The organism is Pseudomonas syringae, assembly GCF_000737245.1.
In the GTDB taxonomy this organism is placed as follows: Bacteria; Pseudomonadota; Gammaproteobacteria; order Pseudomonadales; family Pseudomonadaceae; genus Aquipseudomonas; species Aquipseudomonas syringae_J.
Window position 1 is genome coordinate 17,212 of the sequence record NZ_JPQU01000067.1, and the last position, 23,021, is coordinate 40,232.

The 23,021-nt window shown below is 56.6% G+C and carries 19 protein-coding genes and 2 tRNA genes; 14 read left to right on the forward strand and 7 right to left on the reverse strand.

The window, feature by feature from the left end; all coding sequences use genetic code 11:
* Positions 1–195: 195 nt before the first annotated feature.
* Positions 196–537, reverse strand: a complete 342-nt coding sequence (locus IV01_RS05025) for a ribbon-helix-helix domain-containing protein (RefSeq protein ID WP_032630708.1) — start codon at positions 535–537, stop codon at positions 196–198.
* A 353-nt stretch (positions 538–890) separates the two neighbouring features.
* Positions 891–1,364 carry a Dps family protein gene (locus IV01_RS05020; RefSeq protein WP_027898221.1) on the reverse strand — a complete coding sequence of 158 codons (474 nt, stop codon included), beginning with the start codon at positions 1,362–1,364 and terminating at the stop codon, positions 891–893.
* A 374-nt stretch (positions 1,365–1,738) separates the two neighbouring features.
* Here IV01_RS05020 and IV01_RS27310 point away from each other — a divergent pair, with 374 nt between their 5' ends.
* Positions 1,739–2,341 (forward strand): cold-shock protein, encoded by a 603-nt coding sequence (locus IV01_RS27310; protein ID WP_032630710.1) that lies wholly within the window; start codon positions 1,739–1,741, stop codon positions 2,339–2,341.
* Between the two features lie 95 nt (positions 2,342–2,436).
* On the opposite strand, the gene IV01_RS05010 is transcribed toward IV01_RS27310, so the two are convergent.
* Together IV01_RS05010 and IV01_RS05005 are read right to left on the reverse strand one after the other, a co-directional pair.
* Positions 2,437–2,643 (reverse strand): SlyX family protein, encoded by a 207-nt coding sequence (locus IV01_RS05010; RefSeq protein ID WP_032630712.1) that lies wholly within the window; start codon positions 2,641–2,643, stop codon positions 2,437–2,439.
* Positions 2,640–3,071, reverse strand: coding sequence for an HIT family protein (locus IV01_RS05005; RefSeq protein ID WP_032630714.1), 432 nt, complete (start codon positions 3,069–3,071; stop codon positions 2,640–2,642). The genes IV01_RS05010 and IV01_RS05005 overlap by 4 nt, the downstream gene beginning before the upstream one ends.
* Positions 3,072–4,085: 1,014 nt before the next feature.
* On the opposite strand from IV01_RS05005, the gene IV01_RS05000 reads away from it, so the two are divergent.
* The 3 genes from IV01_RS05000 (at position 4,086) to IV01_RS04990 (ending at position 8,338) form a co-directional block, all read left to right on the forward strand.
* Positions 4,086–5,408 (forward strand): OprD family porin, encoded by a 1,323-nt coding sequence (locus IV01_RS05000; RefSeq protein ID WP_032630715.1) that lies wholly within the window; start codon positions 4,086–4,088, stop codon positions 5,406–5,408.
* Positions 5,409–5,579: 171 nt separating this feature from the next.
* Complete coding sequence (locus IV01_RS04995) at positions 5,580–7,295, forward strand: proline--tRNA ligase (protein ID WP_032630716.1); 1,716 nt, start codon at positions 5,580–5,582, stop codon at positions 7,293–7,295.
* An 89-nt stretch (positions 7,296–7,384) separates the two neighbouring features.
* Entirely contained in the window at positions 7,385–8,338 is a 954-nt protein-coding gene (locus IV01_RS04990) for a lipoprotein (protein WP_032630717.1), read from the forward strand.
* A gap of 192 nt (positions 8,339–8,530) precedes the next feature.
* On the opposite strand, the gene dinB is transcribed toward IV01_RS04990, so the two are convergent.
* Positions 8,531–9,592: a DNA polymerase IV gene (dinB, locus tag IV01_RS04985; RefSeq protein WP_032630909.1), complete on the reverse strand. Its 1,062-nt coding sequence runs from the start codon at positions 9,590–9,592 to the stop codon at positions 8,531–8,533.
* A gap of 262 nt (positions 9,593–9,854) precedes the next feature.
* On the opposite strand from dinB, the gene IV01_RS04980 reads away from it, so the two are divergent.
* From IV01_RS04980 to IV01_RS04965, 4 genes are all read left to right on the forward strand, one after another.
* A tRNA-Met gene (locus tag IV01_RS04980) sits at positions 9,855–9,931 on the forward strand.
* Between the two features lie 179 nt (positions 9,932–10,110).
* A tRNA-Met gene (locus tag IV01_RS04975) sits at positions 10,111–10,187 on the forward strand.
* 336 nt (positions 10,188–10,523) lie between these two features.
* Positions 10,524–13,166, forward strand: a complete 2,643-nt coding sequence (gene mprF / locus IV01_RS04970; protein WP_032630718.1) for a bifunctional lysylphosphatidylglycerol flippase/synthetase MprF — start codon at positions 10,524–10,526, stop codon at positions 13,164–13,166.
* Positions 13,166–14,506, forward strand: a complete 1,341-nt coding sequence (locus IV01_RS04965) for a virulence factor family protein (protein ID WP_032630719.1) — start codon at positions 13,166–13,168, stop codon at positions 14,504–14,506. Before mprF ends, IV01_RS04965 begins: the two co-directional genes overlap by 1 nt.
* Positions 14,507–14,695: 189 nt before the next feature.
* Here the strand turns inward: IV01_RS04965 and IV01_RS04960 are convergent, their stop codons facing one another.
* On the reverse strand, positions 14,696–16,594 hold the full coding sequence (locus IV01_RS04960; protein WP_032630720.1) for a potassium transporter Kup: 1,899 nt from the start codon (positions 16,592–16,594) through the stop codon (positions 14,696–14,698).
* Between the two features lie 271 nt (positions 16,595–16,865).
* Between IV01_RS04960 and rimO the strand changes: the two genes are divergently transcribed.
* The 5 genes from rimO (at position 16,866) to tsaA (ending at position 21,072) form a co-directional block, all read left to right on the forward strand.
* The gene (rimO, locus tag IV01_RS04955) at positions 16,866–18,209 is read left to right on the forward strand and encodes a 30S ribosomal protein S12 methylthiotransferase RimO (protein WP_032630721.1); all 1,344 of its coding nucleotides are present in this window, start codon (positions 16,866–16,868) and stop codon (positions 18,207–18,209) included.
* A 114-nt stretch (positions 18,210–18,323) separates the two neighbouring features.
* Positions 18,324–18,767 carry a GNAT family N-acetyltransferase gene (locus tag IV01_RS04950; protein ID WP_032630722.1) on the forward strand — a complete coding sequence of 148 codons (444 nt, stop codon included), beginning with the start codon at positions 18,324–18,326 and terminating at the stop codon, positions 18,765–18,767.
* Positions 18,768–18,993: 226 nt separating this feature from the next.
* Entirely contained in the window at positions 18,994–19,704 is a 711-nt protein-coding gene (locus IV01_RS04945) for an rRNA pseudouridine synthase (RefSeq protein WP_032630723.1), read from the forward strand.
* A 63-nt stretch (positions 19,705–19,767) separates the two neighbouring features.
* Positions 19,768–20,229 (forward strand): DUF1456 family protein, encoded by a 462-nt coding sequence (locus IV01_RS04940; RefSeq protein ID WP_032630724.1) that lies wholly within the window; start codon positions 19,768–19,770, stop codon positions 20,227–20,229.
* A gap of 138 nt (positions 20,230–20,367) precedes the next feature.
* Complete coding sequence (gene tsaA, locus IV01_RS04935) at positions 20,368–21,072, forward strand: tRNA (N6-threonylcarbamoyladenosine(37)-N6)-methyltransferase TrmO (RefSeq protein ID WP_032630725.1); 705 nt, start codon at positions 20,368–20,370, stop codon at positions 21,070–21,072.
* A gap of 111 nt (positions 21,073–21,183) precedes the next feature.
* Here the strand turns inward: tsaA and fpr are convergent, their stop codons facing one another.
* Positions 21,184–21,963 (reverse strand): ferredoxin-NADP reductase, encoded by a 780-nt coding sequence (fpr, locus tag IV01_RS04930; protein WP_032630727.1) that lies wholly within the window; start codon positions 21,961–21,963, stop codon positions 21,184–21,186.
* 122 nt (positions 21,964–22,085) lie between these two features.
* On the opposite strand from fpr, the gene IV01_RS04925 reads away from it, so the two are divergent.
* Entirely contained in the window at positions 22,086–23,012 is a 927-nt protein-coding gene (locus IV01_RS04925; protein WP_032630728.1) for a LysR family transcriptional regulator, read from the forward strand.
* Positions 23,013–23,021 lie beyond the last annotated feature (9 nt).

The window sequence follows — 23,021 nt, forward strand, 5'->3', positions numbered from 1 at the left end:
CGCAAACGTGCCTGTTTCAGCAAGGCGAAGGATTATATAGGGTTAATCGTGGCTGCGCAGCCGTGCGGTAGGGTCAGGGCGAGATAACTTTCCCGCATCACCTTGAAGGGCCGGCTATGGTCGCCGTCCGAGGTGGAGCGAAAAGCAGGCCCGCCAAAAGGCGAGCCCGCAGAAATTGGTGGTGCACTAGCCACTTCAGGCCTGGGTAAGGTCGAGGCTTTCACCTTTCAACAGGTGGGCAACACAGACCACTCTGATGAGGCCGCTGAAATTCTTCACGCCGCCGTAGCGGAGGTGGACCTCCCTGTCGATGTAGGAAAGCACCGCATTCACCGAGCAGTCGTTCGAGCTCGCTATTTTGGACAGGATGTTCCAGTAAACATTCTCCAGACGCAGGCAAGTTGCCAGACCGTTGAGACGTACCGACTTGGAGTGCGGTTGTGCCAGGGTCATATTGAAATCCTCGACAAAAGGATCGTTGCAGATTTTCGCGGGACGATTGGGATCTCTTGCGTCGCCTTCAACCTCTTGAACCATAGTGGCTTCCTCTAGAATAGTAATTTTGGGGTTCTGTGAGAAACATTTAAATATAAATAAATGCCATACCTATCAGGCCCGAATTACGATTTTATAACTAGCAGGATGAAGGCTTAATGTTTGTAGGACATGACTACAAACTACAGCGGAATAACGAACTTCCCGACATCACTAACAAAACATTTTGACGTGCAGGTAGTACATATTTATCGAGCCATGGTGGTGATCTGCACCACACGCCGTCGACCGAGAAGCAACCTGGCCTCGACTAGCAAAACAAGGCAACTGAGAAGGTGTTACCACGACAGGTGAAGAAAAAAGGCGAGCAGCGCAAAGCACTACTCGCCTCATGATTACTTCGTTTCGAGCATCGAACGAAGCATCCACGCAGTTTTCTCGTGGACTTGCATTCTTTGGGTCAGCAAGTCAGCAGTAGGCTCATCACTAACTTTATCCAGAAGAGGAAAAAGACTACGCGCAGTTCGGACAACAGCCTCTTGCCCCTGAACAAGACTTCTGATCATATCTTCCGCGCCTGGCACACCTTCCTCTTCTTTGATCGAAGAAAGACGGGCATAGGTGGTATAAGTTCCCGGCGCCGGGAATCCAAGCGCACGAATACGCTCGGCGATGGAGTCAACAGCCAGTGCCAGTTCGTTGTACTGCTCTTCGAACATCAAATGCAGCGTACGAAACATAGGGCCACTAACATTCCAGTGGAAGTTATGAGTTTTCAGATACAGAACGTAAGTATCCGCGAGCAAATGAGAAAGACCATCGACGATTGACTTGCGATTCTCTTCGCTGATACCGATATCGATTGCCATGTTTTTCCCCTTGGTAAATGGCTTGAATCCTGCTGGTGCAGCCAGCACTGTACCAAGGGAAACGCATTGGTGCAGCCCTGCTTTTGCAAAATGCCCCTCCCTTCACCGCCTCGCAGGTTATGAAGATCAACCCGGGTCAGGCACCGCCCGTCGCTTTGTCTGCCGCTGAACTACCCGCACCCTGCGCAACGCAAGCTGTTGATTTGAGTAGCCCTCGGCTTTGCTGTTAAATACACGGCGTGCCGCAGCGGCCTGTTCCGGTGACTGCGCATAGGCTGAATGATCATCCGTGCCTCACGCCTCCACTTTTCAAGAAGCGTACCGGGTGTAATCAGCTATTTCCTTTGTGATCCATCTTAATGTGAGTTATCGACATGTTGAAAATAGTCCACCTGCTGACGGGAGCCGCTGCCCTGCTGCTTTCCTTTATCCCTGCCCTGCGTGACGAAGCCCTGGCTTCATATCTGCAGCCCGAAGCGCTGTACCTGGCATTATTCGGCCTGCTCAATCTTGTACTTGCACCCGTGATCCCTTACTGGAACAGGGGACCACGTCACCAACTGCAGAATCTGGTCAGCGCTTTGCTCGTTCTGGCGGTTGCCCTTCAAATCCTGACGTTGCTCGTTCCACTGGAAACCATCGCTGGTCAGCCCGCTGTCATGATGGGTCTGATTGCCGCAGCACTTGCTGTCGCGCTTCATCTTGCCGTGAGTTTCTATCGCTCCTCACCTTCGCCGGCCGCTCAAAGCCACGACATGACGAATCGGGATACCGGCACCGTGAAGTGGTTCAACACTTCCAAAGGCTTCGGTTTTATTTCCCGCGACTCTGGCGACGATATCTTCGTGCACTTCCGCGCCATTCGCGGCGAAGGCCACCGGGTCCTGGTCGAAGGCCAGCGGGTGGAGTTTTCTGTCATGAACCGCGACAAAGGCTTACAGGCCGAAGACGTGATTGCGGCGTTGCCTCGTCGCTGATCATCACTGTTGCAAAAACCGCTCGTAAAAAAGCGCCCCCTCTATAAATAGAAGGGGCGCTTTTTTTGGGCCCCGATTTCGTACATTCGCCTTGCTTAGTAGTGCGGCGGCGGCGCGTCTTCTCCGAAAATCTCGAACTGACTGCCCAACTCTTCCTGACGCTTGAGCATTGCCGCCATTTGCTGCTGTAGGCGATCCAGAGCACGCTGCTGAGTGACCAGCACATCGTTCAGTGCCTGGATCGTGTCATCCTGGAAAGCCAGCCGACTCTCCAGCTCCGTCACCCGATCTTCGAGATTCATAATGGCTGCTCCGCGAACTGCAGGTCTTCAAGAGACGCGCCCTGCAGTGTGCCCAGAATCGCTGCGAACTGCTCAGCTGCATAAGGTTGCGCAGGATGCTTGCCCCAGACGGGCGCTGGCCAGGCGATGTCGTCCCGCTTGCGCACGATGACATGCATGTGAAGCTGGCTTACAACGTTGCCCAGCGCAGCCACGTTCAACTTGTCGGCAGCGAACAATTTGCCGAGAACTTGCGACAACGCCGTCGTTTCACGCCACAACTGCAACTGGTCCTGTGCGTCCAATTGGAATATTTCACAGATATCTGCCCGTCGAGGCACAAGGATAAACCAGGGGTAATTGGAATCGTTGGACAAGAGGAGACGACACAGCGGGAAGTCGCCGATCAGCAAAGTATCTTGTTGCAAGCGTGAATCCAGAACGAACACGTTATAACTCCTGACCTACAGGTTAATTTTAGCGCTGCCTCGTGTTAATGAGCGCCACACAATACCCAGCAGGATACTCGGGAATATCCATGACTTCACTGCCCCGTGGCAGTTAATGCATTTTTTGGTGCACTCACGTGAAGCTCTCAGCCCAGCCGAGCCCAGCCCCACTCAGGCCCGCACCACCAGCGCACATGAAGATCAGGAAACGCCCTGTTTTCACCCAGCCTCCTCCTCGCTCACGGTTGAGACGGGTGTTACGAATCTCCACTACGAAATGATTTCTAAGGGGCGTTTTTCGGCGCGACCTGCCGCGATGTAATACAAATGAAGCATCAGCGCGATAAAGCTGATTATCGGCGAAGGGCGAGGTACCAGGTTGAGGCACGCCTGAGAGAAAACGCACCAAAACGACCCACTCGGCGAATCGGAAAAAACGGATTTATCCGGGAATTACCCACTGAGCAAGCACTGGGGTAACGCAGACATGGTTAAAAAGCTTTTCAAGCCCCTAAAGGATCACGACAGCGCAAAGCGCCGTAAAATACTTTTCCTTTTAAAAACAGTGGCTTATGTAAATAGAGTCAAGTGAATGCGAGGTTTTTCACATTTTTTTCTCATCAGCTGGAATTTTGTGCACGGTTGTTGCTATAACCCTTATCAAGGCCAACGGGGCCGCTGGCGGAAAACAGCGCTCTGGGGTCAAAGGAAAGCGACAAGCGATGCGTCAGGGAGGATCGGCTGCCAGGGACGTAAACTTTTTAGATCTATGGTCCTGCCATTCAGAGTGCTAAAAAGTTGTTTGGGCCAATAAAATGGGCCCTGTTTTGCGACATGGATAGTGTGCATCTGCGACATCGCCGTAAAGATTTTGCAAGGACAGCTGAGTAACTATCGCCACCATTGTCAGCGTGATATAAGTTTCGCCGACACAAAAAAAAGAAAGAGCCGTCCAGATAAAAAAACAGGTGGGCGGCAGTACTCTTCTCTTAAAAACCAAAGGAGCAAGTCACGATGAGAGTGATGAAGTGGAGCGCAATTGCACTGGCAGTTACTGCAGCCAGCACCCAACTGGCAACGGCAGCAGCCTTCGTCAGCGACCAGTCTGAAGCCAAGGGTTTCATCGAAGGCAGCACACTGGACCTGAAAGCTCGCAACTACTATTTCAACCGCGACAAGAAAGACGGCGCTGTTGACGACAAAGACTGGACTCAAGGTTTCTGGGGCAATTTCAGCACCGGTTACACTCAGGGCACCATCGGTGTCGGCGTTGAGGCTTTCGGCTACTTTGGCCTGAAACTTGACGGTCAGGACAAGTACTCCGGTTCCGGCAACCTGGTAACCAACAGCCAGGGCCAGAACGAAGACAGCTTCGGCAAAGCCGGTGGCGCTATTAAGTTCCGCGTTTCGAAAACCGAATTGAAAATCGGTGACATGCAGCCTACCAGCCCGGTATTCGCCGTGGGCGGGTCCCGTCTGTTGCCACAAACCGCGACCGGTATCAGCCTGCAGAGCAGTGAGATCAAGGGTCTGGATCTCGAAGGTGGCCACTTCACTTCGGGCACCAGCCAGGATGACATGAGCCACAGCGGCAACATCTGGGCGACCTATGCGGGTCAATCGGCAAAATCTGCTGATTTCATCGGTGGCAAATACGCCATCACTGACAGCCTGGGCGTTGCGTTCTACGGCGCGAAGCTGGAAGACATCTGGGATCAGTACTACGCCAACCTGAACTACGCATTGCCGCTGACTGATTCCCAGTCCCTGGCATTCGATGCCAACCTGTACCGCACTGTCGACGAAGGCAGCGCTAAAGCAGGCGACATCAGCAACACCGCGTTCTCCGGTTCCGTTGCCTACTCGTTCGCAGCTGCGCACACCCTGACCCTGGCATTCCAGAAGATCAACGGTGATACGCCTTTCGACTACATCGGTATTGGCGACAACAATAAGGGTGGCGACTCGATCTTCCTGAACAACTCCATCCAGTACTCTGACTTCAACGGTCCTGGTGAGAAGTCCTGGCAAGCTCGCTACGACCTGAACATGGCTCCGTACGGCGTGCCTGGCCTGAGCTTCATGACCCGCTACATCAAAGGTTATGACATCGACGGCACCAACACACCGACTAACAGCTCCTACGCTGGTCTGTACGGTGCAGATGGCAAGCACCACGAAACCAACCTTGAAGCCAAGTACGTACTGCAGACTGGGCCAGCCAAGGATCTGTCGTTCCGTATTCGTCAAGCCTGGCACCGCGCCAATGCTGATCAGGGCGAAGGCGATATCAACGAGTTCCGCCTGATTGTCGACTACCCGATCTCGGTCCTGTAATCGCAGTCTCGCTACTTGTTAAAGAAAAAGCCCGGCTCTTGCCGGGCTTTTTCATACGTCAGGAAAAGTATTTTTGCAGCCTTCCCGTGTCGGTCTTGGCCTGTACGGGGATAGATGCTGCCCGTACAATGCCCAGTCATTTCCAGTCTCAGCAACCGACAACGGCCTACCATGCGCACCAGTCAATATTTGCTCGCCACACAGAAAGAAACCCCTTCCGATGCGGTCGTGGTCAGCCACCAGCTGATGCTGCGTGCCGGCATGATTCGCAAACTTGCTTCCGGCCTCTACACCTGGCTGCCCATGGGCCTGCGCGTATTGCGCAAGGTCGAAGTCATCGTTCGTGAAGAAATGGACGCTGCTGGCGCTCTCGAAGTGTTGATGCCTGGCATACAGCCTGCGGAGCTCTGGCAGGAGTCCGGCCGCTGGGAACAATATGGTCCTGAGCTGATGCGTCTGACCGATCGGCACAATCGTGAGTTCTGCCTGGGCCCGACCCATGAAGAAGTCATTACCGATCTGGCACGCAATGAGCTTAATAGCTATAAACAGCTGCCCATCAATCTGTACCAGATCCAGACCAAATTCCGCGACGAGATCCGCCCGCGCTTCGGTTTGATGCGCGGCCGTGAATTCGTGATGAAGGATGCGTACTCCTTCCACGCCGACCATGCGTCGCTGCAGGAAACGTACGATCGCATGCACTTGGCGTACTGCAACGTCTTCACCCGCCTGGGCCTGAAATTCCGCCCGGTAGAGGCTGACAATGGTTCGATCGGCGGTGCGGGCTCCCATGAGTTCCACGTACTGGCGGACTCAGGTGAAGACGATATCGTGTTCAGCGACGGCTCCGATTACGCCGCCAACATCGAAAAAGCCGAAGCCGTACCTCGCGAAACCTCTCGCGCGGCGCCGACCGAAGAACTTCGCCTGGTAGATACACCGAATACCAAGACCATTGCGCAGCTGGTCGAAGGGTTCAATCTGCCAATCGAGAAGACCATCAAGACCTTGGTGGTTCACGCCGCAGAGGAAGGCAAGTTGATCGCGTTGATCATCCGTGGCGACCACGAACTCAACGAAATCAAGGCTGCAAAACTCGAACAGGTCGCCAGCCCGCTGGTCATGGCATCCGAAGCCGAACTGCGTGATGCCATCGGTGCTGGCGCAGGCTCCCTGGGCCCGCTGAATCTGCCGCTGCCGTGCATCATCGACCGCTCGGTTGAGCTGATGAGCGACTTCGGCATCGGTGCGAACATCGACGACAAGCACTACTTCGGCGTGAACTGGGAGCGGGACCTGCCGGTACCTACCGTTGCCGACCTGCGCAATGTGGTCGCGGGAGATCCTAGCCCGGATGGCAAGGGCACCCTGGAAATCAAGCGCGGCATCGAAGTGGGCCATATCTTCCAGCTGGGCACCAAGTACAGCGAAGCGATGAAGTGTCAGGTGCTTGGCGAAAACGGCAAGCCGGTGAACCTTTCCATGGGTTGCTACGGCATCGGGGTTTCCCGTGTCGTTGCCGCTGCAATTGAACAGAACAATGATGCCAATGGCATCATCTGGAACGACACCCTTGCACCCTTCCAGATCGCTCTGGTTCCGTTGCGCTATGAGACCGACGCTGTCCGGGAGGCAACTGACAAGCTCTACGCCGAACTGACAGCCGCAGGTTTTGAAGTGCTGCTGGATGATCGCGACAAGAAAACCAGCCCGGGCAACAAATTCGCTGATATGGAGCTGATTGGTATTCCACATCGCATCGTTGTCAGTGATCGCGGTCTGGCCGAAGGTAATCTGGAATACAAGAGCCGCACCGAGCCAGAAGCCCAGGCCCTGCCGGTTGCCGACGTACTGTCCTTTATTCAGGGCCGTATTCGCCGCTGAGTCTTGATAGCGCCCATCGAAAGGTGGGCGCTATCGCACCAGCCATGACGCGCAAGCTACGCCACGCGCCTTCATCCGCAAGAGATCTCATGTTCAACGCAAATCCCCTACGCCTAGGCTGCGCACTCTTGTGCATCACCCTGGTCAGCGGCTGTGCCAATCAGTTGTCACAACGCAGTGAGCACGAAGAGCGTATCGAGCGTAAATTGCTCGAGCACAGCGTACAGATCGACATCGGCGAGCCGAAGACTCTTGAGCTCCCGCAACGACGCGTGCGCATTCACGAACACAAGTCATTCGAAGTGACGGAATTTGAAGTCACTCGTCATTACGACCGCTACACCCCCTACCAGCCCTGGAGAGAAATCTACGAGATTCCCTTGGGAGCGGTCGCCGTCGTGGCGGGCGTGGGCGCTAACGTGGTCAACGTATTTGCCCTGGGCCGCTTGCCGGACAGCGTGACCAAAGACTGGATCAGCTACGGTTTCGCTGGCCTCAACCCATTCATGAACGCCCCTTCCCATGGGCGCTCGCAACAGAACCTGGCCTCAATCGACGAAGTACAGCGGGACAGGAAAATCGAAAACTCGACCTTGCCCTGGAATGAACGACCGGTAATGGTCAAGGCCGGAACTCAGACTCATGATCTGACGACCGACCGAAACGGTGTCTTGCGCTTGAGCCTGCTGGACAGCCCGTTCGCCGAGCAGGACCTGAGCCATGTCACGCGTCTTTATATAAGTGTTGAAGACGATCAGGATAATGCCCACGCCAATGTGGATCTGCCTATCAGCCGATCACTGCGGGGTAAGTTGCTGGAAGCTCACGGCCTGATTTACGACGACCTTGAGGACGATGAAGTCAGCCAGTGGGTCTACCGGGTCAAACGCCTCTCGGACCTGGGCCTGGAAGAAGAAGCCAGCGACCTGGAACAGAGCTTGATCGAAATGACCCGAGACGACCCGCAGCTGCAGCGTGAGTTTCTCAAGTCATTGGCCAAAGATGCTGGCCGGTTGGTTGCAGATCCGGGTGCAAAGAAGTGAGGCAACCCCCGGAATGATCTCTCCTGGGGGAATTCTGTGTTTGCCTGCAGGACCCTAAGTTCGTAGGACCGGCTTTAGCCGGGAGAGCTGCATTCATGACGAAGCAGATGCAGCGCACGTACTGACGTCCTCCCGGCTAAAGCCGGTCCTCCGGGATTGCACACCAACCCTGGCACACCCCAAAGGCCCCCACTAGGACGAAAACAGTTCCAGCTGTTCATGTGCCCCGCGCAGATCCTGAAGACGCACACCAATCCCCAGCAGGCGAACCGGCTTACCTCCCCGGGCAAATGCCTGGGTCAGCAGTTGCTCGAAACTTTCCAGATCCCGGCCTGCACCCGATTGCTCGAGGGTCGTTTGGGTGAAATCGTGGAACTTCACTTTGACGAAAGGTTTGCCCGGTCGATATTGCTCGTCCATGCGTGCCACCCGGCCAGTGAGTGTTTCCAGCAACTCAGGAAGCTTCTCAAGACAGCTCGCCAGATCCGGCAAGTCCGTATCGTAGGTATTTTCCACGCTCACCGACTGCCGCCGACTGTCATTTTGCACCGGGCGATCATCAATACCCCGAGCCAGACTCCACAGGCGTTCTCCGAACGAGCCGAACTCTCGCACCAGGGCGAGCTTCTTCCAGCCCAGCAAATCCGTGCAACTGATAATGCCCAGCTTGCCCAATTTGTCAGCGGTCACTTTGCCGACGCCGTGCAGCTTACTCACCGGTAACTGCGCAACGAAGTCCTGGACCTGATTCGGAGTTATGACGAACAACCCGTTAGGTTTTTTCCAGTCGCTGGCGATTTTCGCCAGAAATTTATTGGGGGCCACGCCGGCGGAAACGGTGATATGCAGTTGATTGGACACCCGCCGGCGGATGTCCTGGGCGATACGTGTGGCGCTGCCACCGAAGTGGTTGGCCTCAGAGACATCAAGGAACGCCTCATCCAGGGATAAAGGCTCGATCAGATCCGTGTAATCGCGAAAGATGGTCTGGATCTCTCGGGATGCTTCTTTATAGGCATCCATGCGCGGCTTGACGATGGCGAGATCCGGACAGAGCTTCAATGCATGGCGGGAAGACATCGCCGAACGCACACCATAAGCACGCGCCTCATAGTTGCAGGTCGCGATCACACCACGGCGATCCGCTGAGCCACCGACGGCCAGCGGCTTGCCGGCCAATCGCGGGTCATCGCGCATTTCGATGGCCGCGTAAAAGCAGTCACAGTCGACATGGATGATCTTACGCTGCGTCATGAAGGGCGTTTTGGGAGAGGAATGGTCGGCCAGTATCTCATTCGCGCCAAAAAGTGGCATCTCATGATGTGAGAAAGCGGCATTCAGCAAATAAGAATTCGCCGTCGCTAAACACTGAAATATCGCCGCACAGCCCCGCCCAGTATGGGCCAAACGATTATTACGGTGCACATTTGGAGAGCTAAGCACTTGAACGAAAAGCGTTTTTTCTGAATTAACAATTGACAGGCCGGCAATGCTCTGTAGAATGCCGACACACAGACGCGGGATGGAGCAGTCTGGTAGCTCGTCGGGCTCATAACCCGAAGGTCGTCGGTTCAAATCCGGCTCCCGCAACCAAACATCAAAGAAGGCTACTCGAAAGAGTGGCCTTTTTTGTGCGCGTGGATTTATGCACCTCTGTCCGTAGGTGCTCGTACGCTCCTAAAGGGTATGCGCCTCAATCACCGCTTATTTGGCTGCTTTCTGGATTAAAGGTTGACACCCCGGCGTTCCACTGTAGAATGCCGCCACACAGACGCGGGATGGAGCAGTCTGGTAGCTCGTCGGGCTCATAACCCGAAGGTCGTCGGTTCAAATCCGGCTCCCGCAACCAAACATCAAAGAAGGCTACTCGAAAGAGTGGCCTTTTTTGTGCCTGCAAGAAAAATTTCCACCTCGCCGCCAACCCATTGTCCACCAACGCAATTTTCGTCGGCCCTGACGTTTAATCGTCACGCCCTGTAACGTAATATTACAAAGCCCGACAGTTTTGTTACAGCCTGCCGATAGTGTGGGGTAGCTGAACTGCTCCTGAACGGTTACACAAACGCATCTGCTCCATTCGCTCGTTAGACGTTGACGCGCTAACATCTCGAAATATTTTCTGCGTAGGGATTGGTAACTTGGCTGTATACCTCCATTCTGTCCCGCACGATCCAAGGAGTGATTGATGCGCGACAACCCGTCAGACACCAATGAAGCGGTGACGGCAACTCAACCCATTCAACCTGCCCGCCTTCAATGGCTTGAGCTGCTGAGTAAATATCGCCAACCCATTGGGCTGGGCGTTACGTTGCTGCTATTCGCGATCGCGCTGATTGCCTGCCGACACATGTTGAGCGAGCTTGATCTGTACGCGCTGCATGATTCTCTGCTGAGTGTGCCCCTACCTTCTTTGGCGGGCGCTTTGCTGGCCACGGCGATAGGTTTCGTGATTCTGCTGGGCTATGAATGGTCAGCCAGCCGTTACGCCAACGTGAATTTGCCAAACAAGACGCTGGCAATGGGCGGCTTTACTGCGTTCGCTATTGGCAACGCAGTCGGGCTGTCGATGCTGTCGGGCGGCTCGGTGCGCTATCGGTTGTATTCGCGAAAGGGCGTCGGCGCGGTTGAAGTCGCACGCATGACCCTGTTCGCCAGCCTTTCATTAGGCTGCGCGCTGCCACCACTGGCCGCGCTGGCCACGTTGAGCAATCTGTCCGGCGCCTCGTTGGCGTTGCACCTGCCTATAGAGATGCTGGCAATTATTGCCATCACCGTCCTGCTATTAAGTGGCCTGCTGGCGGTTGCTATTTATCGTCGACGGCTACCGGAACAGAACATCCCGCATACGTTGCTGGTTCGCGCTGGACGTCGCACGTTGCGTCTTCCTGGCTTGCGCCTGACCCTCATGCAACTGGTGATCACCGCACTCGATGTTGCTGCGGCCGCCACCGTACTTTATCTGTTGCTGCCCCAGTCGCCGCCATTTGGCGCTTTCCTGCTGGTCTACCTGCTGGCGCTGGCAGCTGGTGTGCTTAGCCATGTGCCCGGCGGTGTCGGGGTTTTCGAGGCGATTCTGCTAGCTGCATTCGCCAACGAACTGGGTGCCGCGCCGTTGGCAGCGGCGCTGTTACTGTATCGCCTTATCTACGTAGTACTGCCGCTATTGCTGGCGTGTCTCACGCTACTGTTTACCGAAGGCCAGCGCTTATTGCCCACCAAACAGGCGATGCGCGTGGCTTCGGGTCTGGCGGCGCCGATCCTCGCATTACTGGTTTTTCTCTCCGGCGTCGTCCTGCTGTTTTCCGGCGCTACCCCTGAAATAGACACACGGATCGAAGACCTCGGTTTTCTGATCCCCCACCGTCTGATCGATCTTTCGCACTTTGGCGCCAGCCTCATCGGCGTGCTGTGCCTGTTGCTGGCTCAGGGTCTGCGCCGGCGCCTGTCTGCTGCCTGGATGCTCACGGTAATTCTGCTGCTTGCGGGTGCGGCACTGTCGATGCTCAAAGGCTTCGACTATGAAGAAGCCACGCTGTTGATCCTGACGGCGGCGCTGCTGGCGGTTTTCCGTCGCTCGTTCTACCGCCCTAGCCGTTTGCTGGAACTGCCCTTCTCGCCCCTGTATCTGGTGGCCAGCCTCTGCGTTCTCGGTGCTTCGTTCTGGTTGCTGTTGTTTGCCTATCAAGACGTGCCCTACAGCCATCAGCTCTGGTGGCAGTTCACGCTGGATGCCGATGCCCCTCGTGGATTGCGCTCGGCGCTGGGCAGTGCGGTGCTGCTAGTGATCGTTTCGCTGACCTGGCTGTTGCGCACCGCCCGACCGGTCATCAAGCTGCCGGACGCCGCTGAACTTGCGAAGGCCGCTGAAATCATCAATGCCTCGTCCCAGCCGGACGGCGGTCTGGTGCTCACCGGTGACAAAGCGGTGCTGCTGCACCCGAGCGGCAATGCGTTTCTGATGTACGCCCATCGCGGACGTAGCCTCGTGGCGCTCTATGACCCCATCGGCCCGACGCAACAACGTGCCGAACTGATCTGGCAATTTCGCGACCTGTGCGATGTGCACCATGCCCGGCCCGTGTTCTATCAGGTGCGTGCAGAAAATCTGCCGTTCTACATGGACATCGGCCTGACCGCGATCAAGCTGGGCGAAGAAGCTCGAGTAGATCTGCGGCGCTTCGACATCGAAGCCAAAGGCAAAGAGATGAAGGACCTGCGCTACACCTGGAACCGGGGTGGACGCGATGGTCTTTCGCTTGAGATCTATGAAGTAGGGCAGGCACCACTGGATGAGCTAAAAGTCATCTCGGACGCATGGCTGACCGGCAAGAACGTGCGCGAGAAGGGCTTTTCGCTGGGTCGTTTCAGCCCTGAATACCTTAAGCATTTCCGCATCGCGATCATCCACTTCGAAGGCAAGCCGGTGGCATTTGCCAACTTGCTGGAGACATCCCGTCATGACCTGGCCAGCCTGGATCTAATGCGTGCTCACCCCGACGCACCGAAACTGACCATGGAATTCATGATGATCGGGCTGATTTTGTATTACAAACAGCACGGCTACGACCGCTTCAGCCTTGGCATGGTGCCGTTGTCGGGCTTGCAACCGCGACGGGGCGCCCCTCTGACCCAGCGACTGGGTTCGATGGTCTTCCGTCGTGGCGAGCAGCTCTACAACTTTCAGGGCTTGCGACGCTTTAAAGATAAATTCCAGCCTGACTGGGAACCTCGTTATATGGCCGTGCCTGCCGGACTTGATCCGCTTGTGGCACTGGCTGACACCGCCGCACTGATTGCAGGCGGCCTGACTGGATTGGTGAAACGCTGATGATTCATCGCTACCGGCGCATTTTGCTCGCAGCACTGTTTATTGTTTTGGCTTTGGTTCTTGGGGTATGGCTGTGGAGCCGCCCCGCTCCACCTGCCACCCTTGAGCGCTCGTCACTGGACGATGGCTCGGCGCTGATCAGCGTGACACCGGGAAGTAAGACCAAAGTCCAGGTCGCTCTCGCAGTGAGCGCAGAGGAGCTTCTGTCCGACAAACAACTGCTGGCGCTGAGCCAGGACGCTTCGGCGAGGATTATTCAGGTGGTACTGCCCAAGGAAAATTGCGTCCTGCAGCAGGAAACCTTCAAGAATGCCCTGAGCAAACTGGACGGCGCTCCTACCGTCGTAGCGGGTATTGGTCCAGGTGCAACCCTGGCCTGGCGCTGGCTCGCCGGGCAGCAGAACGACAAGGCCGAAGCCATTTCAGTCGGTTTCTACATGGAACAGCCTTCACAACCGGTCAAGCCGCTCGATCCGGACGAAACGCCACCGGTCATCTGCGATGTGGCGCTGCCGCAAAGCGCGCCGCACGGGCACTGGACGGTGGCTTGGAATGATTTCCCTGACGATGAGCCCGCCACTTTTGTGCGCAACCAGGCCAACGCCGAGACCAGTATCAGCGATTACGACATCAAGCTGCCTCAAGTGCTCAACAGTGAATTGCGCAGCAAATTGGTGGGCGAAGACGATAAAGGTGGCGGCCTCGGTATTCCGGTCGTGGAAGTACCTTCCGCACAACCTTCGGATACTGTGACGTTATTTCTGTCCGGTGACGGCGGCTGGCGTGACCTGGATAAGGTGGTCGCCGGCGACATGGCAGGCATGGGCTACCCAGTGGTCGGCATCGACGTTTTGCGCTACTACTGGGAGCACAAATCGCCCGAGCAGACCGCGACCGATCTGACTGAGCTGATGCAGCATTACCGGCAGAAATGGGGCACCAAGCGCTTCATCCTGGCTGGCTACTCGTTTGGCGCGGATGTTCTACCGGCTATCTATAACCGCCTCGCCCCGGAGGAGCAGGATAAGGTCGACGGTATGATCCTGCTCGCCTTTGCCCGCACCGGCAGCTTCGAGATCCGCGTCGACGGCTGGCTGGGTGCGGCAGGCAAAGACCTGCAAACCGGCCCGGAAATGGCCAAGTTGCCTGCAGCGAAGGTGCTGTGTGTCTACGGCGTTGAAGAGATCAACGAGAGTGGCTGCACAGACACCACCGCAGTGGGTGAGAAACTGCAACTGCCCGGTGGCCACCACTTCGACGAGAACTACCCGGCGCTGGCCAAGCGTTTGATTGCTTTCATTGATAAGCGCAAGGCTGCGGCTGCGGCTGCGGCGCAATAAGCGCTTTTAGTCAGGCAAAAAAATCCCCGCAAGCTGTGAGGTTGGCGGGGATTTTTTGTTGATGGGGGTTCAGTTAAATATCTTGCGCCTGGTAAGTCGTAATCGCGGGCAAGCGCGCTCCTACGGTTAGAACACAATCAACCTGTAGGAGCGCGCTTGCCCGCGATAGCGATTTCAAGATCACTCAAACTACATCTCCACCTGCGTCCCCAACTCAATCACCCGGTTAAACGGCAACTTGAAGAACCGCAGATTGCCGTTGGCATTCCTCAACATGAAGGCGAACAACGCTTCACGCCAACGCGCCATGCCGACCATCTTGGACGGGATGACCGTTTCGCGACTCAGGAAGTACGTGGTGCGCATCGGGCTGAAGTCCAGCTCCTTGAGGTGACACAGCGCCAGGGCTGCTGGCACGTCTGGCTCGTCGATGAAACCGAAGTGCAGGATCACCCTATAGAAACCTTCACCGTAGACCTCCACCTCAAACCGCTGCTGGGCCGGAACCCGCGGAGTGTCTTCGTAGACGACCGTGAGCAATACGACCTGCTCATGCAGTACCTGGTTGTGCAACATGTTGTGCAGCAACGCATGGGGCACCGCGTCGGACCGCGCCGTCAGAAACACTGCCGTGCCCTGAACCCTGTGTGGCGGCTGGACACTGATACTGCTGATGAAGATCGGAAGCGGCAGCCCGCCTTCGTCGATTCGCTCCACCAACAGCTGTTTGCCGCGCTTCCAGGTGGTCATCAGGATGAACAGCACCACGCCCGCGATCACTGGAAATGCACCGCCCTGCACCACCTTCGGAACGTTGGCGGCAAAGAACAGGCTGTCCACGAACAGCAGACACAGCAGCAGCGGCACTGCTAACAAAGGCGGCCACTTCCACTGCAGCAGCATCACTGATGACACCAATATAGTGGTGCATAGCATGGTGCCCGTTACAGCAACGCCGTACGCGGAAGCCAGGGCGCCAGAGGATTCGAAACCCAGTACCAGCAGAATCACACCGACCATCAGCGACCAGTTCACCGCGCCGATGTAGATCTGGCCTTGGGCATCGCTGGAGGTGTGCTGAATGTGCATGCGCGGAATGTAACCGAGCTGGATCGCCTGCAGCGTCATGGAAAACGCACCCGAGATCACAGCTTGCGAGGCAATCACCGTGGCAAGGGTCGACAAACCAACCAACGGCAGGAGTGCCCAGCTTGGGGCTAGCAGGTAAAACGGGTTGCGCGCGGCCTCCGGGTCCTCCAGTACCAGAGCCCCTTGGCCAAAGTAATTGAGCACCAGCGCAGGCAACACCAGAATGAACCAGGCACGAGCAATGGGCTTCCTGCCAAAATGCCCCATGTCTGCGTAGAGCGCCTCGGCACCAGTCAAAGCCAGCACCACTGCGCCAAGAATCGCGACACCGATCCCCGGATGCACAATGAAGAAGCGCACCGCCCAGACCGGGTTCATCGCGTGAAGTACTTCAGGCTGGCGGAGAATGCCGTGAATGCCCAGCAAGCCCAGCACCACAAACCAGGTCACCATGACCGGGCCGAAAAGCACGCCAATGCGCGCCGTACCGTGACGCTGAATCAGAAACAGCGCTACCAGCACCACCAGTGCCATGGGCACGACCCAGTGCTCGATGCCATCAAAGGCCAACTCCAGGCCCTCCATAGCCGAAAGCACTGAAATGGCCGGGGTGATCATGCTGTCGCCATAGAACAGCGCCGCGCCGAACAGGCCGAATACCACCATGGTCATTTGCAGTTTCGGGTATTTGGCCGATGCTCGCCGGGCCAGTGCCGTGAGGGCCATGATGCCGCCCTCTCCCTGGTTGTCGGCGCGCAGAATGAACACCATGTACTTGAACGAGACTACCCAGATCAACGACCAGAAAATCAGCGACAGGATTCCCAGCACGGCGTCATGGGTGACGTCCACGCCATAACCGCCCTGAAACACCTCTTTGAGGGTGTAAAGTGGACTGGTACCGATATCGCCATACACCACTCCCACTGCCGCCATCAGCAGTGCGAGCGGCTTAGCCGCCTGATGCCCGGTCTCAGCCTGACTGCTTGCTTGACTCATCTACGACTCCTGAAACCTGGGCGTGCGCTACAAAACATGCTGATGCTTTGAGTCGCCAGTATTTAATGCTTGCCCCTGAACGGGGTGAAAACCGACATATTCTGTAACGGCGCGAAGCATAGCGCAGCACTCGTCGTAATTCTCTGTATAACGCTGGTCAATCGCCGGACTGATCGCTAGAATTGCGCACTTTTTGATCAGAGGCGCAGCAAAGCGCCCGACAGGTGCCATGGCCGATTGCCAAAGCACCCAATCACGCCGAGGTTAGCCAATGTCCACCGTCACCACGCCATCCGCCCCAAAGGTAGGATTTGTCAGTCTGGGTTGCCCAAAAGCCCTGGTCGACTCCGAGCGCATCCTCACCCAACTGCGCATGGAAGGCTATGAAGTCGTCGCGACCTATCAGGATGCCGATGTGGTCGTGGTCAATACTTGCGGTTTCATTGACGCTGCCAAGGCCGAATCCCTCGAAGTGATTGGCGACGCGATCAAAGAAAACGGCAAGGTTATCGTCACCGGGTGCATGGGCGTTGATGAAAGCGTCATTCGTGAAGTGCACCCAAGCGTGCTGTCCGTCACCGGGCCGCAGCAGTATGAACAGGTGGTCAACGCCGTCCACGATGCCGCGCCACCGAATCTGGATCACAACCCGCTGATCGATCTGGTGCCGCCACAAGGCATCAAGCTGACCCCGCGTCATTATGCGTACCTGAAAATTTCCGAAGGCTGCAACCACAGCTGCAGTTTCTGCATCATCCCGTCCATGCGCGGCAAGCTGGTCAGCCGTCCGGTGGGTGATGTACTCGACGAAGCCCAGCGCCTGGTCAAAGCTGGCGTGAAAGAGCTGCTGGTGATTTCCCAGGACACCAGCGCTTATGGCGTCGACGTCAAGTATCGCACCGGTTTCTGGAATGGTGCGCCAGTCAAGACTCGCATGACCGAGCTGTGTCAGGCTCTCAGCTCTCTGGGCGTCTGGGTGCGCCTGCACTACGTTTATCCTTATCCACACGTCGACGAGCTGATCCCGCTGATGGCTGCCGGGAAAATCCTGCCGTACCTGGACATCCCGTTCCAGCACGCGAGCCCGAAGATCCTCAAGCTGATGAAGCGCCCGGCGTTCGAAGACAAGACCCTGGCTCGCATCAAGAACTGGCGCGAGCAGTGCCCGGATCTGATCATCCGCTCGACTTTCATTGTCGGCTTCCCTGGCGAAACCGAAGAAGACTTTCAGTACCTGCTGGAGTGGCTGACCGAAGCACAGCTCGACCGCGTCGGCTGCTTCCAGTACTCGCCGGTTGAAGGCGCGCCTGCCAACCTGCTAGACGCGGCGATCGTCCCAGACGACATCAAGCAGGACCGCTGGGATCGCTTCATGGCCCACCAACAAGCCATCAGCGCAGCACGCCTGCAGATGCGCGTCGGCCGGGAAATTGAAGTGCTTATCGATGAGGTCGACGAACAGGGCGCTGTCGGCCGTTGCTTCTTCGATGCACCGGAAATCGACGGTAACGTGTTCATCGGCCTTGAAGAAAACAGCACCATCAAACCGGGCGACAAGATCATGTGTCGGGTAACCGACGCAGATGAATACGACCTGTGGGCGGAAATCATCTGATCGCTTGAGATCGGCGTTTTATAAATAGCCCTGCCCTTCAAACGGCGGGGCTTTTTATGAGTCGAACGCAGTGACGACGGTCCTTTGCACAGCGGCAAGACGGAGCCAAGCCTCATGCAAGTGATATCTACGCCTTATAAGGACGAATACAAGAAGTTGACTCAGGTATGGGAAAACTCAGTCCGCGCCACCCATGACTTTCTTCCCGATTCGTACATCAAGACGCTCAAGAGCCTGCTGCTGTCCAGATACCTGGGTACGGTTACGCTGTTCTGCACCCGCGATGAACAGCTGAACATCACTGGTTTTGCAGGGGTGAGCCTGGGCAAGCTGGAGATGCTGTTTGTCGATCCGGCCTGGCGAGGCCAGGGTTTGGGCAAAACGTTACTTGCTCATAGCGTCGATAACTTCGGCATCAGAGAACTGGACGTCAACGAGCAAAACACCCAGGCGCTGGGCTTCTACCTCAAACAGGGTTTTGAAGTGAAAAGCCGCTCGGACGTGGACGGGCTGGGGCAGCCTTACCCGATGTTGAGGATGCGGTTGCGAAAGCGATGATACAGGTGGCCCCTGTGGGAGCGGTGCTTGCCCGCGATAAGGGCACTGAGGTTTTACAGGTAGATCACCTAAACCTTATCGCGGGCAAGCACCGCTCCCACAGGTCACCACCGACCTGCTCTTATAGGCAACCACACTGATTACCATCCATTTTCAATGTTGCCGCGATTAACCGGGCGGGCACGGGTACAATGTCGGCCTTTCTCTCAAGTAACGGCTGTTTGTCATGTCAGAACCCATCCGCCTCTCCAAACGCCTTATCGAGCTGACCGGGTGCTCCCGTCGCGAGGCCGAGCTGTTCATCGAAGGCGGCTGGGTCACGGTAGACGGCCAGGTCATCGACGAGCCTCAGTTCAAGGTCGACACCCAAGCGGTGGTCCTCGATCCACAGGCCAAGGCCGATACGCCGGAGCCGGTGACGATCATCTTTCACAAACCTGCGGACCTCAGCGAAGCCGATGCCCTGGCATTGATTACACCGGCGACCCTCTCTGAGGAGCACAGCTTCGGTAAGCGGCCGCTCAAAGGCCACTTCTTGCGCCTTGAACCCATCTCGACCCTGCAGGCTAATGCCAGCGGCCTGATGGTATTCAGCCAGGACTGGAAAATCCTCCGCAAGCTGACTGACGATCGCAGCAAGATCGAACAGGAATACATTGTGGAGATTTCCGGAGACATGGTCGCTCACGGCCTCAATCGCCTGAACCACGGCCTGACCTACAAGGGCAAGGAATTGCCTGCCGTCAAAGCCAGCTGGCAGAACGAAAACCGCCTGCGCTTTGCCATGAAAAACCCGCAACCCGGGATCATCGCCCAGCTCTGCGAAGCCGTGGGCCTGAAGATCGTGGCCGTGCGCCGCATCCGCATTGGCGGGGTCTCCATGGGCAAGATGCCAGAAGGCCAATGGCGCTACATGACTTCCAAAGAGAAGTTCTAATTCAGTTCAGAGCCGCCCGAAAGTCGGTCGGCATGACCCCCGCCTTACCAGGATTTATGCATCATGATGAACAACGACGTACTGCGCAGCGTGCGCTACATGCTCGATATCAGCGACGGCAAGATTGTCGACATCACCAAACTCGGTGGTCTTGAAATCACCAAAGCCGACGTGATTGCTTTCACCAAGAAAGAAGACGAAGAAGGCTATCTGAACTGCAGCGATGAAATCATGGCGCATTTCCTCGACGGCCTGGTGATCTTCAAGCGTGGCAAGGACGATAGCCGCGCCCCGCAGCCGATTGAGCTGCCGGTCACCAACAACACGGTACTGAAAAAGCTGCGTGTGGCCTTCGAGCTGAAAGAAGAAGACATGCACGCCATCCTCAAGTCGGTGGAGTTTCCGGTCTCCAAGCCCGAGCTGAGCGCGCTGTTCCGCAAGTTCGGCCACAGCAACTACCGCACCTGCGGCGATCAACTGCTGCGCAATTTCCTCAAAGGCCTGACCTTGCGGGTTCGCGGCTAGAAGACGCATCGACCCAGGGGCACGATCTGTGGGAGCGAATTCATTCGCGAAAAGGCCAGTAAAGCCGACGCGGCAGGAAAACCGCCTTCGCGAATGAATTCGCTCCCACAGGATATCCCTCTCCGACCAGACGCCCACATGCCTGACTCCTACAACGTCTCCCCCATCGGCTTCGTGCGCTCCTGCTTCAAGGAGAAATTCGCGATCCCGCGCCAGCCGCAACTGGCCCCGGCCGCCCGTGGCGTGCTGGAGCTGGCTGCACCTTTTGATCACCCGGATGCCGTGCAAGGCCTGGAGCAGGTCAGCCATGTCTGGTTGTTGTTCCTGTTCCATCTGGCACTGGAAGACAAGCCCCGGCTGAAGGTTCGCCCTCCGCGTCTGGGCGGCAATCGATCCATGGGCGTCTTCGCCACGCGCGCCACGCATCGCCCCAACGGTATTGGTCAATCAGTGGTCAAGCTGGACAAGGTAGAACCGGGGCGCCTTTATCTCTCGGGCATCGACTTGCTGGACGGCACCCCCGTGCTGGATATCAAGCCCTACGTGCCTTATGCCGACAGCGTAGCGATCGCAACCAACCAGATTGCCAGTGCCGCACCCGACTTGATCCCGGTGGGCTGGGAGCCCGCTGCGCTCGCCCAGGCTCATGAACACGGCCTGCGCCTGCAAGAGCCGTTGATTGAACTGATTGAACAATGCCTGGCTCAGGACCCGCGCCCTGCTTATCAGACGCCCACCCCGGAACGCCGCTATGGTGCGCAGTTCTGGGACCTGGATGTACGTTGGCATTACCCGCAGACGGGGATGATCACGGTGCTGGAAGTGGTTGCAGCCAATAGCTAAACGCTTGATGAATATCCGCCCACAAAAAAACCGCCTGGTCCGTGACCCCCAGGCGGTTTTTTTGTTACGAGGGTGGAATGTGCAGAACACACGCCACCTGTAAATCAGCGCTTACTTCTCGACGAATGCACGCTCGATCAAGTAGTCGCCCGGCTCACGCATGCGTGGAGAAACCGTCAGGCCGAAGCTGTTCAACACTTCGCTGGTCTCGTCGAGCATGCTCGGACTACCGCACAGCATGGCGCGGTCGTCCTGAGGATTGATCGGTGGCAGACCGATGTCGCTGAACAGCTTGCCGCTGCGCATCAGATCAGTCAGCCGGCCTTCATTCTCGAAAGGCTCACGGGTAACCGTTGGGTAATAGATCAGCTTGTCGCGCACGGCCTCACCGAAGAATTCGTTCTGCGGCAGATGTTCGGTGATGAATTCGCGGTAGGCGACTTCATTCACATAACGCACGCCGTGGCACAGGATGACTTTTTCGAAACGCTCGTAGGTTTCCGGATCCTGAATGACGCTCATGAATGGCGCCAGACCAGTACCGGTGCTGAGCAGGTAAAGATGTTTGCCCGGCTTGAGATCGTCCAGAACCAGCGTGCCCGTAGGCTTCTTGCTGATAATGATCTCGTCGCCTTCCTTCAAGTGCTGCAGTTGAGAGGTCAGTGGACCGTCCGGCACTTTGATGCTGAAAAATTCGAGATGCTCTTCCCAGTTAGGGCTGGCAATCGAGTAGGCACGCATGAGCGGGCGCCCGTTGGGCTGCTGCAGACCGATCATGACGAACTGACCGTTCTCGAAACGCAGACCTGGATCGCGGGTGCACTTGAAACTGAACAACGTGTCGTTCCAGTGATGGACGCTGAGGACACGCTCGTGGTTCATGTTGCTCATTTACGTGGAAACTCCTGAGATTCGCTTGCGCCGTGGTAGGAGCGCTATTGCGCGGTATTCTAGTGGCAAGCACAATATCTGTTAAATGGATTATCAAGATATAGGTTATCGGTTATATAGATATGAGATTTACTCTTCGTCAACTTCAAGTCTTCGTCGCCGTCGCCCAACAGGAAAGCGTTTCCCGGGCGGCCATCCTGCTTTCGCTGTCGCAATCGGCGGCGAGCACTTCCATTACCGAACTCGAGCGCCAATCCAGCTGCCAGCTGTTTGATCGGGCGGGCAAACGCTTGAGCCTTAACGCCACAGGCCGTCAGTTGCTGCCGCAGGCGGTAGCCCTGCTGGACCAGGCCAAAGAGATCGAAGACCTGCTCAATGGCAAATCGGGGTTCGGCTCGCTGGCAGTGGGCGCAACCCTGACCATCGGCAATTATCTGGCGACACTGCTGATCGGCAGCTTCATGCAGCGTCACCCTGAAAGTCAGGTCAAGCTGCACGTGCAGAACACTGAGCATATCGTGCAGCAAGTCGCCCATTACGAAATTGATCTGGGTCTGATTGAAGGTGACTGCACTCATGCAGATATCGAAGTACAGCGCTGGGTTGAAGATGAGCTGGTGGTGTTCTGTGCTCCGCAGCATCCATTAGCCAAGCGCGGTCGCGCCACCCTTGATGAACTGACCCAGGAAGCCTGGATACTGCGCGAACAAGGCTCTGGCACACGACTGACCTTCGACCAAGCCATGCGCCATCACCGTAATGCGCTGAATGTGCGCCTGGAACTGGAGCATACCGAAGCCATCAAGCGTGCCGTGGAGTCCGGTCTGGGTATCGGCTGCATTTCCCGCCTGGCGCTGCGAGATGCCATACGACGCGGCAGTCTGGTAGCGGTGGAGACCCCGGAACTGGACCTGTCTCGCCAGTTCTATTTCATCTGGCATAAGCAGAAGTACCAGACCTCCGCCATGCGCGAGTTTCTCGATCTGTGCCGCTCGCTGACCGCCGACGTTCAGCGCAGCGATGAGATCGTATTGCCGAGCATGTATTAGTCCTTTACT